Genomic DNA, 13,177 nt, shown 5'->3' on the forward strand with positions numbered 1-13,177 from the left:
AAAAGCGCGGCTCCCCCGCGGAGGGGGGGGGGGGTGGAATAGAACAGCGAAGAATCAAGCACTTACCCTCTGCCGCTTAAGTCCCGGGCTTCCCGGGAACGGCGATGCCGGTTGAAAACCCGATTCATTCAGCGCTTCCCTAAGGGGCAAGGAGGCCTGGCCGATGCACGATCAGCCTATGCGCTTCCAGCTACCTTTGAGGTTGTAGAAGGTGGTATCTGGCAAGGTGATATTGGTGTAGACGGTACTGTTATCAAAGTCTTCAATATGGGTAACCGTATTGCCGCTGCGCTCTTTCCAATACACCATGAAAACGCCGGGACGAATGGCGACGGCAGTGTAGGCGACGCTTTCAGCGGCGGCCTTGAAATCTTTTTCGGAACTCCGGGCAAAGCGCATGGTTTTGCCGTCGGCGTCGAATTCAAGTTTGAATTGCATGCCAGAAAAAGCCGCTTCATAGCTATGACCCACGGCAGGAAAATCTGCAGGTGCCGCATTGCTGTTTACCGATGCCAATGCCGCAGTGGCGGCCAGCGCGGATACGATGCTTTTAAGATTAGCGATGGACATATTCCACTCTCTTGTTTACATATTTCGCAAATCGATTATTCCATGCAGCCATCGACCTGATACGCCGTATGCAGATCGATGGCCGAGATTTTGCCGAAATGAATCAGCCGAGCAGCATCAAGGTGCGAGACCGATCTGCTTCATGAAGGACTGGTTATCCCACATCAGCCATTCCTCATCCATCACGCCGTTTTTCCAGTGACCGATGGTGACCATGGTGAGCTTGAATTTCTTGCCGGTCGGGGGAATGGTCTTGCCGTCGCCAATCGGCATCGGCTTGGAGAACGTGCCTTCAACAATGCCCTGTACCGCAGTCCAGTCGCCGGAACCGATACGGATCGGATGTTCGCTGATCTTGTGATCAGGGGCAAAAATAAACATGGGCTTGAGCTTTTCGATATGGGCATCCATACCCTTGGTCACACTCTCGTCCGGATAATGGACAATAATGTCTTTCGAATGGCTCTTGTACAGCTGATCCCATTTCTGGCCGCTGTAAACATTGAAATCCAGATCATCGAAATTTTCCAGATTGGCCTTCTCGCCTTCCTTGGTCTTTTTGATTTCAGCCAGTTGGCGCTTCATCAGATTGATATCGGCAGTCGATTGCGCCGCAGCCGGCATGCCTGCGGCCAGCAAGGCCAGGGACAGAATAGGTGCAGAAACAAGATACTTCATGGCGTATTCCTTGTTGAATATGTGGAAAAAATACACGACCAAGGGCAGCCCAAAAGGCTAGCCCTGAGTCGCTTGCAAGAATCAATGGGTGAGATTGCGCAACGCTGGCCTAAGCCCGGCCAAATTCATACGAAGCCATCGGCACCTTGGCGACATGATCGACAAACCATACCCGGCCGACATCGTTGCCGGCAGCGCCGGCAATGGCCATCAAGGGCAGCAGGTGGTCCTCGCGCGGATGAACCTGGCGCGCGCCGGGAATCGATTGCCAGTTCACCAGCCTGTCGTTGCGTTGCCCGGTATCGCGGTCAGCGACGATGTCGGCCAGGGCCTGATCGAACACCGTGGCAATCGGCGTCGATTCGTCGCGGCCAAAGCCGCGCATATTGTGATACGACAGACCGCTACCAACGATCAATACGCCTTCATCGCGCAGCGATTCAAGCGCCTGGCCGAGGCGGATATGTTCCAGTGCGTTGAGGCTGGATTTGAGCGACAGCATCACCACCGGCACATCGGCATCGGGGTACATCAGCATCAAGGGCACAAAGGTGCCGTGGTCAAAACCACGTACCGGGTCTGCCTTCACGGCAAGGCCGGCCTGCGACAACAGGCTGGCCACCTGCGCCGCCAACTCCGGCGAGCCGGGCGCCGGATACTGGATCTGGTAGGTATTGGCCGGAAAACCGTAGTAGTCGTAGAACATCGGCGGATGCTCGCCGGTTGAGACAGTGAATTCATCCGCTTCCCAGTGCGCGGTAATCATCAGGATGGCACGGGGCTTGGCAGGCAGGCGGCCAGACAAGGCGCGCAGCGCCTTCTCAGTCAACGCATATTGCTGGCGCATGCCTTCGATATGCGGCCATGGGCCACCACCATGCGAAACAAAGTAAACGGGCATTCTGCTCATCGGTTTCTCCAGCTATCCGGCAGGCCAAACAAGAGTCAATCTCATCTGCAACCCGCATCGGCAGCACTATAAGCCTTTGATGATTAACAAGCAATAATGTAAATTCCGGATAAACCGTACAAAAAACAGGACAATCCGCATGGACCTCGACGCCATCACCGTCTTTGTAAAAATCGTCGAAACCGGCAGCATTTCCGCAGCAGCCAAGGCACTGGACATGCCCAAGACCACGGTCAGCAGCAAGCTGGCAGCGCTGGAAAAACGGCTGCATGTAAGCCTGAACACCCGTCCCCCCCGCGCACGGGGGGTGACGGCTCTGGGTGAGCAGTACTTCCAGCACTGCGTTGGCGCGGTGCGTGCGATACAAAATGCGGAAACTGCGCTGCAGTCATCAAGACAGGCGCCGAGCGGGCTGTTGCGTATCAGCGCGCCAGTGGATATCGCGCATGCGCTGCTGCCGGAGATCGTCAGCCGCTATCTGTCCAGTTATCCCGATGTCAGCGTCGAACTGGTGGTCTCCAACCAGCTGGTCGATCTGTTGGCCGATGCCGTGGACCTCGCGATCCGGATCGGGCCGTTGAAAGATTCCTCCCTGATCGCCCGGCGCTTTTTCCAGCCGCGCTTTCGCCTGTGGGCCGCGCCTCGCTATATGCAGCAACTAGGCAGCATTTCCACGCCGGATCAGTTGGCCGCGGCCGACTTCATCCAGTACCGGCGCTCCGAGCAGATCGCGCTCAGACACGGCACGGCAACGCAGTCGCTACCGGTGCGCAGCCGGACGAGCAGTGACGATATCGAAACGGTGAAGGCGCTAATGATTCGTGGTGAAGGCATAGGCTGGCTGCCCGACTTCGTCGCGGCCGAAGCCGCAGCATCCGGCGCCCTGCTTCCCGTCTTGCCCGATTGGGAGCTCGATGCACCGACCAAGGTGTTCTATCTGGTGCATGCCGGGCATAAATTCACTTCGCGCAATGTCGAGGCATTCATCCAGATCGCCCTGGAGACCGTCGGTCGAGCCGACGATATCGCCGGCACCTCGGGGTAGCCGGCTCTCACCTGCCCTCGGTGCGGCAGACCTTATCTCACCTCAGGCAGACGCCTTGCGCTGTGCCAGCAGTGCCGCGTGGCGCAGCGGATCAACCGGTTTGAATACCCGCTTGCTACTTGCCGGGTAATGAGCCAGATCGTTGTCAGCTACGCCGCCACTGGCCAGACGTATCGGCCGCGGCACAAAGCCGGCGCCGCAGTTCGGGCACACGCCCTGCAGAACATGGGCCACGCAGTCTGCGCAGAACGTGCATTCAAATGAGCAGATACGTGCCTCTGTCGAGTCAGGTGGTAAAGGCTTATCGCAGTGTTCGCAGCTGGGTCGAAGTTCGAGCATGGTGCTACGGCCTCCTTGTCTGAAAAGAGCCTTTAGCATAGCGCCCGTCGCCGCCCTGCCGCCGGACAGAACCGGACCGCCACGGCCCCGATTGCGACACCGCACACCTTCCGGCCAGGAAACGCTGCGATGGGCCACGCCGCATTTTGCTAAAATCGCGCCCTCGCCCATTTTGTCCTCACCATGTCGCCCCTGGAATTACGTGCCTCAGCTGGCCTCGCCGGCCTTTACGCCTTGCGCATGCTCGGCATGTTTTTGCTGCTGCCAGTATTCACCCTGTATGCGCGCCATTTGCCGGTAGGCGATGGCTTGTCCGGCCTGATCAGCTTTGGCTATGCCTTGTTCGGCCACACCCCCAAGGCCGGCGAGAACATCGCCGCCATCGGCCTGGCCTTCGGCATTTACGGCTTGGCCCAGGCAGCGCTGCAGTTGCCGCTGGGCATGCTGTCCGACCGCATCGGCCGCAAGCCGGTGATCTATGGCGGCCTGCTGATCATGTGCGTCGGCAGCGTAGTGGCCGCCCTGGCCAGCAATATCGAGTGGATCGCCATTGGCCGCCTGCTGCAGGGCACCGGGGCGATTTCGGCTGCCATCACCGCCCTGCTGGCCGACTTGACCCGCGAAGAGCACCGCACCAAGGCAATGGCCATGGTGGGCGGCTCCATCGGCGCCACCTTTGCCATCTCGCTGGTGGCGGCGCCGGCGCTGGCCAGCTGGATCGGGCTGTCGGGCATTTTCTGGCTGATTGCCGCGCTGGCGCTGGCCGCCATTGCCGGCGTCTGGCAGATCATCCCGAACCCTGCGCACAGCCATTTCCATTCCGACGCCGAAGCCAATCCGAAACGACTCGGTTCGGTGCTGCGCAATGGCCAGTTGCAAAGGCTCAATTACGGCGTATTTGCCCTGCATGCCGCGCAGATGGCGCTGTTTGTCACCCTGCCGCTGGCGCTGGAACAGACCGCCGGCCTGCCGGCATCGCGCCACTGGTATATCTATCTACCGGTGATGGCGGTCGGCTTTGTACTGATGGTTCCGGCAGTGATCATTGGCGAGACGCGCAACAAGCTCAAGCAGGTGTTCCTTGGCGCCGTCGGCCTGATGCTGATCGCCCAACTGGGCATGGCAGTGCGGCTCGACAGCCTGACCAGCATCGCCATCTGGCTCACCCTGTATTTCATTGCCTTCAATATCCTGGAAGCCACCCAGCCCAGCATCATCAGCAAGGTGGCACCGAGCGACGCCAAGGGCACCGCCATGGGCGTATACAACACCACCCAGTCACTGGGCTTTGCCGTTGGATCATCGCTCGGCGGCCTGCTCTACCATCACGGCGGCGCCCTGCCGGTACACCTGTTCTGCGCGCTGCTAATCGGCATCTGGTTTATCGCCACCCTTGGCCTGAAGCCGCCACTGCCGGTACGCACCGAAATGTTCCATCTGGACGACGCCGCCCTCACCGACAGCAGCGCTCTTGCGCGCCAACTGACGCAACTCGATGGCGTCAAAGAAGCAGTGGTGATTGCCGACGAAGGCGTGGCGTATCTGAAGGTGCTGCGCAGCGGCTGGGATGAGGCAGCGGCTAAACGCTTGATGGGACTGACGGCAGTTAACTGATACCCCTGGCATGTGCTCGCCCGCCAAGCTCCGGCTCTGCTATCCTCACGCGCTTCGATTTCCTTCCACCTCGCGGCTGTCAACAGCCGCCGTGTCGGCGCAGCGTTATGCCCGGCGCGATCAGTCACAGGAGAGTATCGCCTTGTCGATCCACTTCAAGCTCACGCATCTGGGTTTGCTGACCCTGACGCTTGGCGCCATGCCGCTGGTGCATGCCGCGCAGGCCGCCCCCGCAGTCAGTGCCGCCACATCCGGCTATAGCCAGCCGCCGCAGAATATTCTCGATGTCATGCGCGCCCCGTCGCCGCCGGCGCCCTTTGTCAGCCCGACGCGCGAGCGCATGTTGCTGGTGTCCTGGCAGGACTATCCGTCGATTTCGCGTGTTGCCACGCCTTTCCTGCGCCTTGGCGGCGTGCGGATCGAGCCGAAGAACCACAGCAATCACGACACGCCAGGCGGCTATGGCATTCCGCCGTGCGCGGCCAGCTTTGATCTGGTGCAGGTCGCCAATGGCGCGCAGACCCATGTAAATCTGCCAAGCACTGGCTGTGCCGATCGCCCCTACTGGAGCGCCGACAGCAAGCACTTCGCCTTCAAGCTGACCACCGAAACTGCGGTGGAATTGTGGTTGGGCGATGCCAGCACCGGCGCGGTACGCCGGGTAGCCGATGCCCAGCTGAACCCGATGTTCCAGAGCGAATTGCAATGGATGCCCGACCAGAAAAGCCTGCTGGTCAAGCTGGTGCCTAAAAAACTCGGCCCGCCACCGGTCAAGCCGGCGACGCCAGTCGGCCCCAGCATCCAGGAATCCACCGGCCAGAGCGGCCAGAGCAGCACCTATGAAAACCGCGACACCCTGAGCAGCAAGCACGACGAGGACCTGTTCGACTACTACGGCAGCGCGCAGCTGGCCCTGGTCGATATCAACACGGCCGCCGTCACACCGATCGGCGCTCCGGGCATGTATCTGGAGGTGGAGCCGGCACCGGATGGCCGCCATATCCTGGTCGGCAATATCCACAAGCCCTACTCCTATATCACCACCTACTCGCGCTTCCCCAAGGATGTGGCAGTGTGGGATATCGCCAAGCGCAGCAATATCGTCAAATATCCGATCGCTTCCTTGCCGCTGGCCGACCGGGTACCAATCCATGGCGTGCATACCGGCCCGCGTGACTTCGAATGGCGCGCTACCGAGCCCGCCACCCTGGTTTGGGCCGAAGCGCTCGATGGCGGCGACTGGAACGTCAAGGTGCCAGCCCGCGACAAGGTGATGATGAGCAAGGCGCCATTCAAGACGCCCGTCGAAATCACCCGCACCGAGCAGCGTTTCGCCGGCATTTCCTGGGGCGAGCAGGCCAGTGTCGCCCTGCTGCATGAATATGACGAGAACCGCCACTGGCAGCGCGCCTTCTTGCTCAATGTCGACGACAGCAAGCAGGCGCCGCGCCTGTTGTGGGATTTGTCCACCGACGAGAAGTACGCCAACCCCGGCAGCCCGGTTTACCGTGTTCTGGCCAATGGTCAGGCAGTGGTACGTCAGGATGGCAATGCGATCTTCATGCAGGGCAATGGCGCTTCGCCTGATGGCGACCGCCCCTTCCTCGATCGCTTCGATCTGCAGACGCTGAAGACCGAACGTCTGTTCCGCAGCAGCAAGACTGCCTATGAGCGCTTTGTCGCCTTTACCTCGAACGACGCCAAGACCTTCCTGACCTGGCATCAGTCGGCCAAGGATGTGCCAAACGCCTATCTGCGCACCTTGGGCAGCAAGGTGGAGGCCGCCAGCGGTGAAGCGGTGTTTGCATCTTCCAGTGTCGCAATCACCCATATCCCCGACCCGACCCCGGCAGTGCGCCAGATCAAGAAGCGCCTGGTGAAATACAAGCGTGCCGACGGTGTGGACCTGTCCTTCACCCTGTACACCCCACCGGGCTACCAGGAAGGCACCCGCGTACCGACCATCCTGTACGCCTACCCACTGGACTATGCCGATGCCTCCAAGGCTGGCCAGGTGAGCGGCTCGCAAGAGACCTTCACCCGTCTGCGCCTGCATCGCCTGCTGCTGCTGGCGGGCTACGCCATCATCGACAACGCCTCCTTCCCGGTAGTGGGCGACCCGAAAAAGGCGTACGACAACTATATGGAGCAGCTGGTGGCCGATGCGAAAGCGGCGGTCGATGAGGCAGTACGCTTGGGCGTGGCCGACCCGGAGCGCATCGGTGTTACCGGTCACAGCCATGGCGCCTTGATGACCGCCAATCTGATCGCCCACTCGGATCTGTTCCGTGCCGGTGCCGCTTCCAGTGGCTCCTACAACAAGACCCTGACGCCATTCGGCTTCCAGAGCGAGCGTCGTTCGGTGTGGGAAGCGCCTGATGTGTACCAGAAGGTGTCGACTTTCTTCTTTGCCGACAAGATCAAGTCGCCGCTGTTGATCGTGCACGGCGCCGACGATGCCAACCCCGGCACGACGCCACTGCAGGCCAACAAGCTGTACGAGGCGATTCGCGGCAACGGCGGCACCACCCGCCTGGTGATGCTGCCGCATGAGCCGCACTGGTACACGGCGAAGGAATCGAACGAGCAGTTCGTGTACGAGTTGCTGAGCTGGTTCGACAAGTATGTGAAGAATGCGCCGCCACGGACAACGGCCCCCGCCCCCACAGCGCCAGCATCCGGCGCACAGGCGGCCGCCAAGCCATAAAGGAATCGGCCGGTCCGCTTGTAGGCAAGGCGGACAGCAAACAGTCAAACAGCCAGCCCGGCTTTGCCGCGCTGGCTGTTTTTTCAGGGTAGAAATGCTCAGAAGCTGTGGAACAGGCCCGACATGGAATAGGTCTGGGTCCAGCGCGCCGAATCGGCAAAGTGGATCTGGCCAAACTCGGTACGCCAGACAGTGCGCTTGGACAAAGGCACCGCCACGCCGAAGCCATAGTAGAGATTGTCCGACTTCGGCCGGGTGGCGCCGTTTTCCTGCAGCTTGCCATTCCAGATGATGTCGCCATAGACATTGGCACTGACCATATCGTAGGTACCGGCCAGCTGGAAGGAATTACGTCGGTTCTGGTAGCCGGGTTCATCGTAGGCATGGCGCTGGAACATGATATGGATCGAGCCGGGCCCCAGATACATACCGGTGCCGACCAGCCAATTGTTCAGATGGCCGGATTGGGAGGTCGTCGACGGGTTGTAGCGCTGCACCACATTGCTGACATTATCGATGGCAGCCGCCGCCCACCAATCGCTGGTCTTGTATTTGACCGTGGCATTGACCTCGCGACGCGCATCGTGGGTGGCGTTCTTGTCTTCGCCCAGGGCGATTTCAGCACCGGCGAACCAAGGGCCCTGGTTATAGGTGTAACGCAATACATTGCTGACTCGATAAGAAATCCCATCATCCAGCTTGCTGGAATCGCGCCCGGTAGTGTTGTAGCCGCTCAGGCCGACATCGAAGATGCCGTACATGAAGTCGATATCTTCATAGGCTTGGGTATAGATGCTCTTGCCACGCCCAAGCCACACCGTGCCGAAGCCGCCCTTCAGCCCCACCCAACCCTCGCGACTGGCAAATGATGTGGCAGAAGCATTATCAAGCCCCGCGCCGGTCTCGATCTTGAAAAACGCCTTCAGGTCACCATCGAGCGTTTCCTCACCGCGAAAGCCGATGCGAGAGGTCTGACTGTCGATCCGCATCATGCCGACATTGGTCTGGGTACCGCCGACCAGCGCTTCCAGGAAATTCTTGTTGTACACCACTGCCACATTGGCCTGGCCGTAAACGGTGACATTGCCGTCAGCCAGGATCGGTGCAGCCAGCAGGGTCGCCAATGCTGAAAGGAGCAGCTTCATATTGCACCTCGAATTGAGAGTCGTCGTAACTTGGTCTTTTTAGTCACTGATTCAGCGATAGAACAATGCAGGTAAGGATTGCCGGACAGCCGGTAGGAAAAACATATGATGCCGACAATCGGCAAAGCCTTGATTCTCTTTTAAATCAATACGATACGAACAAACCAAAAAGTTTGCACATCGATCAATTGCCTATATCGTTATTTGCATCTAAATCAACACTGTTGCTTTCAACGCATATCCCACCCAATTTTCGAAGCAGGAAGGAAACTCCAATGCTGGTGCGCCACATTCCCCCCATGCTGCTGGCAATCTTGTCCGGTCTTGTTTTGGCGGCTCCCAAAGACATCACCTGCTACAGCGATGCTTTTCCACCCTATGTGACCAATGAAGGCGGCAAGGTTGGCGGGATCGATGTCGATACCATCGCCGAAATCAGCAAGCGGGTGGGCGTCAGCGTTCACGTCAAGCTGCTGCCATGGGTTCGCCTCGAAGAAGAAATCAAGAAAGGCGCATCCAGCGATATCGAATGTGCTTTCGCCTATGGCCGCACGCCCGCCCGGGAAGCCTATATGGACTTCATGTCGGTGCCGCTGCACGTAACCGCTTACACGCTGTTCATGCGCAATGATGCGAAGTCTGGCTACAAAAGCCTGACCGACATGAAGGGAAAAACCATCGCACTAAGGCGCGGCTTCAAGGCACCACCAGCGTTTGAAGAAGAGGTCAAGAAGGGAGACTTCCGGGTAAATGAAGTCGACAAGGATGAGCAAGCCTTGCAGATGTTGGCCAATGGCCGGGTGGACGCAGTGCTTACCAATCAGGATGTCGGCAGCTATATGGCCAAGCAGCTCAATTTGAATGGGGTAGGCGCGGTCGATAGTCCCGTCAGCACCACCCCGACTTTCTTGATCTTCACCAAGGCCAAGGGACTTGCTGCTACGGCTGCAGACTTCGACAAGGCTCTCAAGGCCATCCAGCAAGATGGCAGCTACAAGAAGTTTGTTTCCAAGTATTGGTAAGCAGCCGCCGATTCCATTCCCGGGAGGTATCCGGGTGAATCGATTGCCGCTAGCGGGCGGTCACTTTGATCGGTTTACCAACGTCGCGCCATGAATATGCAATGGCGCGATATTTTGCCCAGGAACAGCTGTGCGCCAATTATCCAATCTGCTCCGGCTAGTGCTGCTGGCCTTGCCAATGCTGGTCAAGGCTGACGAGCCGATCCGGCAAAAGCTCACCTGCTACAACGATGTACTCGAGCCCTATTTCATCCGCGATGGCGACCGCTTTATCGGCTTGAATGCCGATGTGATGGTAGAGGCCGCGAAACGCATCGGCATCGCGCTGGAGTTGCGCGAGATGCCTTGGAAACGCCTGGAAGAGGAAATCAAGCGCGGCAGTGCCAGTCTGGTCGAGTGCGCCTTTGCATTCAGCAGGATGCCGGCGCGCGAAGCGTATATGGAGTACACCAATGTCGTCATGCAAAAAGCGCAGTATGTGCTGTTTATCCGCAATGAAAGCAGCTACCGCTCTCTGGATGACCTCAATGGCAAAGTGATCGGCATCCACCGCGGCTTTCGCTTGCCTGATGCGGTCAAGGATGGTGCAGCGGCCGGACGCTTCACGCTGGAAGAAGTCGCCACTGACCGCACAAACTTTCTCAAGCTGGCCGCAGGACGTATCGATGCCGTGATGATCAATTACGATGTAGGCATGTATCTGCTCGGGCAAATGAACCAGCGCGGCGTTCGCGCCCTGCAGCCCCCCCTGGCCTATCTGGACAACTACCTGGTATTTACCCGGGGAAAAGGACTCAGCAATCTTATCCCCATGTTTGACAAAGCCATTGCCGACATCCAGCAAGACGGGACCTACGCACGCCTGCGCAAGCGCTATATCAGCGAATGAATGCGCAATCTCCTGCCCTCGCCCGACGCGCAGCGTATCCCAACGCGCTCTCGCGCCTGAAAAACCCCACCCGGGCATTGATTCTTGTTCTGCTTGCCAGCCAGATCAGGCACGATGCGCGTTTTCGACTTGCCCGGCCCCCCGCCCAACACTGCCCGCGTGCAGCCAGCACGGCGTCGTGGCGGCTCGGCTTTCGACCAACAAGCAACACCGCTATCAAGCAATGGAAGCGACATGAGTATTGAACTGCTGTGGATTTCCGACAACCCGGAATGGGAAGACGTACGCTGCCCGGCCGACAAGGCGGTGCGTGAGGGCGAGCGGCTGACCATCATCTACTCCGGCGCCACCGATGAGGGCGGGCACTATGAAGGCGCTTTCGAATTCTCGCTCGGTGATGGCATGCAAAGCCTGGAAGGGGAATACACGGTGTATCCACCCAAGGGCAGCCCGGAGCCGTTTACCCAGGTAGTCGGCTTTGGCCTTACCGGCAGCATCAGGCCCTTGCCGGGTGGCGGCGTGGGCTTTGTCGGTATCTGGGATGAAGGCGGCATTGCCCAGGCATTCAGCGTGGGCCCGCTCCCCATGGCCGATGCAGCGGCAGATGAGGACGACCGCGCCTATCAGGTCGACAGCCTGCCAGATAGCGCCCTACCCGCAATATGGCGCCTGCAAGCGCTGGCATTGCGCGACTTCCACACTGCCTTGTGGCCATTTCGCCATATCGTGGCCGACAGCCCGGCGCTGGCGCCATTCGCCGCGCATATTGCCAATCTCGACGCCCTGCTGGATGGGGCGCGCCAACAGTTCGATCAAGCGCTGGCCGGCACACTGGACGGCGATGAGCTGCTGGACTGGCTGCGCGACGAGGCTTCGCTTGCACTGGAACAAATGCTGGACCAGCTGCCAGCCGTCATCATCGGCCCAGCCGAGCAAGCGGCCGCACCGGCGCTGGCAGCAACGCTGCACGGCATTGGTGAACGCCTGCACAGTGGCATCCAGATGGAGGGCTATCAGCTTTGCAAGGTGTGGTTGGGCTTGGAGTGAATGGCTTGAGAGAAATTGGCAAGGTCATATCTGATGCAGGACCGAAACGCCTTTTCGTTTCTTCTACTGCTCTACCACGTCTACAGCCTATTCCACTGGATTTGAGGCGAGCGCCGCGCCGATGAGCAAATTGGAAAAATTCCGAGTTCGCCCGGGCTACAAATCTGCGGCATTATTGATCGAATTCTGTGGAGACCATCGTGCCACCTCATTTCCCGATATTGCGGCCCTGTTGGCTAGTTCGCTGAATGCCAGGTACAAACAGCATCCAACATTGGATGTGGTACATATTGGCTTGGCAAGCGATGAATTCATCAGCTTATGGGAATACGAAAATGGCGAGTACGAGCTAATTGATGACACGTGGTCTTTATTTATATTCGCGCCAACAAACAATGCACAGATCATTTCCGACATTGAGAGGGCACTATTGCTAAGTAATCTATTCAGCAGAGAAATGATTGATTCAGCAGCCACATAACGCAATAGCGGGCAAAGCGAGCCACAGTCACCTTACAACCAGCGCGGCGCCTTCGGCCCGTGCAGCCAGCACACCAGTACCCGCTTCACCCCGGCCACCACCGGCAAGGCTGCATGCGGGTATTCCGATGGAAATACGATGGCCATGCCGGCATCGGGCCGGGCGCTCAGATCGATGTCGGGGAAATGGGTTTCGCCGCCGACAAAGTCGTCATTCAGATAGCACACCACGGTAAACACCCGGTAATCGAGGCCCGGCCCGTTATCGATATGCACGCGGTAGCCACCGCCCGGCCCGTAGCGCACTGCATTGAATTCGCTGACACAGTCGATATTCGGCCGATAGTGGTCGAGCACCCAGGGCAGGATGCGTTGCAATACGCGGGCTTCGAAACGACTCACCACCTTGGGCAAGCTGGCGAGGCCATTGCCCTCGGCCAGGCGGTCGGATGGGCGCAGGGCCACGCCATCGGCCGAGTCCGCATCGACCACCTTGGCGGCATACCAGCCAGTGTCGGCATCGAGTTCCCGACACAGCTGCTCGGCCTGCAAGCGGGTAAACAGGCGCTCCAGGCGGATGCCGGCCAACGCCATTTCCTCACGGTATTTCATGGTTTGAGCACCACCGGCGGCCCGCGCCATATCGGGCCGTCGTCAACAGTCTGGATTGCGGCGGCCAGCTTGGGCGACACCAGCAGTTTTTCGATCAGGCTGATGGCATCGGCATCGAG

13 protein-coding genes are annotated in these 13,177 nt (G+C 59.1%); 7 read left to right on the forward strand and 6 right to left on the reverse strand.

What is annotated here, in order from left to right; all coding sequences use genetic code 11:
* Positions 1–171: 171 nt before the first annotated feature.
* From ACE3OH_RS09875 to ACE3OH_RS09885, 3 genes are all read right to left on the reverse strand, one after another.
* On the reverse strand, positions 172–570 hold the full coding sequence (locus ACE3OH_RS09875; RefSeq protein ID WP_374351414.1) for a hypothetical protein: 399 nt from the start codon (positions 568–570) through the stop codon (positions 172–174).
* 117 nt (positions 571–687) lie between these two features.
* The gene (locus tag ACE3OH_RS09880; RefSeq protein WP_374351416.1) at positions 688–1,248 is read right to left on the reverse strand and encodes an ester cyclase; all 561 of its coding nucleotides are present in this window, start codon (positions 1,246–1,248) and stop codon (positions 688–690) included.
* A gap of 109 nt (positions 1,249–1,357) precedes the next feature.
* Entirely contained in the window at positions 1,358–2,158 is an 801-nt protein-coding gene (locus ACE3OH_RS09885; protein ID WP_374351418.1) for a class III extradiol ring-cleavage dioxygenase, read from the reverse strand.
* Between the two features lie 139 nt (positions 2,159–2,297).
* Here ACE3OH_RS09885 and ACE3OH_RS09890 point away from each other — a divergent pair, with 139 nt between their 5' ends.
* Complete coding sequence (locus tag ACE3OH_RS09890) at positions 2,298–3,203, forward strand: LysR substrate-binding domain-containing protein (RefSeq protein WP_374351421.1); 906 nt, start codon at positions 2,298–2,300, stop codon at positions 3,201–3,203.
* A 42-nt stretch (positions 3,204–3,245) separates the two neighbouring features.
* On the opposite strand, the gene ACE3OH_RS09895 is transcribed toward ACE3OH_RS09890, so the two are convergent.
* Positions 3,246–3,713: a DUF1272 domain-containing protein gene (locus tag ACE3OH_RS09895; protein WP_374351423.1), complete on the reverse strand. Its 468-nt coding sequence runs from the start codon at positions 3,711–3,713 to the stop codon at positions 3,246–3,248.
* Positions 3,714–3,725: 12 nt separating this feature from the next.
* Here ACE3OH_RS09895 and ACE3OH_RS09900 point away from each other — a divergent pair, with 12 nt between their 5' ends.
* Positions 3,726–5,156 (forward strand): MFS transporter, encoded by a 1,431-nt coding sequence (locus ACE3OH_RS09900; protein WP_374351425.1) that lies wholly within the window; start codon positions 3,726–3,728, stop codon positions 5,154–5,156.
* A gap of 91 nt (positions 5,157–5,247) precedes the next feature.
* The gene (locus ACE3OH_RS09905) at positions 5,248–7,863 is read left to right on the forward strand and encodes a prolyl oligopeptidase family serine peptidase (protein WP_374351427.1); all 2,616 of its coding nucleotides are present in this window, start codon (positions 5,248–5,250) and stop codon (positions 7,861–7,863) included.
* 98 nt (positions 7,864–7,961) lie between these two features.
* Here the strand turns inward: ACE3OH_RS09905 and ACE3OH_RS09910 are convergent, their stop codons facing one another.
* Positions 7,962–9,008 (reverse strand): porin, encoded by a 1,047-nt coding sequence (locus tag ACE3OH_RS09910; protein ID WP_374351429.1) that lies wholly within the window; start codon positions 9,006–9,008, stop codon positions 7,962–7,964.
* 65 nt (positions 9,009–9,073) lie between these two features.
* Here ACE3OH_RS09910 and ACE3OH_RS09915 point away from each other — a divergent pair, with 65 nt between their 5' ends.
* The 4 genes from ACE3OH_RS09915 to ACE3OH_RS09930 all read left to right on the forward strand — a co-directional run bounded on the left by ACE3OH_RS09915 (position 9,074) and on the right by ACE3OH_RS09930 (position 12,447).
* Positions 9,074–10,030, forward strand: a complete 957-nt coding sequence (locus ACE3OH_RS09915; protein ID WP_374351431.1) for a substrate-binding periplasmic protein — start codon at positions 9,074–9,076, stop codon at positions 10,028–10,030.
* A 130-nt stretch (positions 10,031–10,160) separates the two neighbouring features.
* Positions 10,161–10,919, forward strand: coding sequence for a substrate-binding periplasmic protein (locus ACE3OH_RS09920; protein ID WP_374351433.1), 759 nt, complete (start codon positions 10,161–10,163; stop codon positions 10,917–10,919).
* A gap of 234 nt (positions 10,920–11,153) precedes the next feature.
* Positions 11,154–11,966 carry a hypothetical protein gene (locus ACE3OH_RS09925; protein ID WP_374351435.1) on the forward strand — a complete coding sequence of 271 codons (813 nt, stop codon included), beginning with the start codon at positions 11,154–11,156 and terminating at the stop codon, positions 11,964–11,966.
* A gap of 121 nt (positions 11,967–12,087) precedes the next feature.
* Positions 12,088–12,447, forward strand: coding sequence for a hypothetical protein (locus tag ACE3OH_RS09930; protein ID WP_374351437.1), 360 nt, complete (start codon positions 12,088–12,090; stop codon positions 12,445–12,447).
* A gap of 32 nt (positions 12,448–12,479) precedes the next feature.
* Here ACE3OH_RS09930 and ACE3OH_RS09935 read toward each other — a convergent pair whose 3' ends face one another.
* Complete coding sequence (locus ACE3OH_RS09935) at positions 12,480–13,058, reverse strand: prolyl hydroxylase family protein (protein ID WP_374351439.1); 579 nt, start codon at positions 13,056–13,058, stop codon at positions 12,480–12,482.
* Positions 13,059–13,177: the final 119 nt, after the last annotated feature.

The organism is Chitinimonas sp., from assembly GCF_041904975.1.
Taxonomy (GTDB): Bacteria; Pseudomonadota; Gammaproteobacteria; order Burkholderiales; family Chitinimonadaceae; genus Chitinimonas.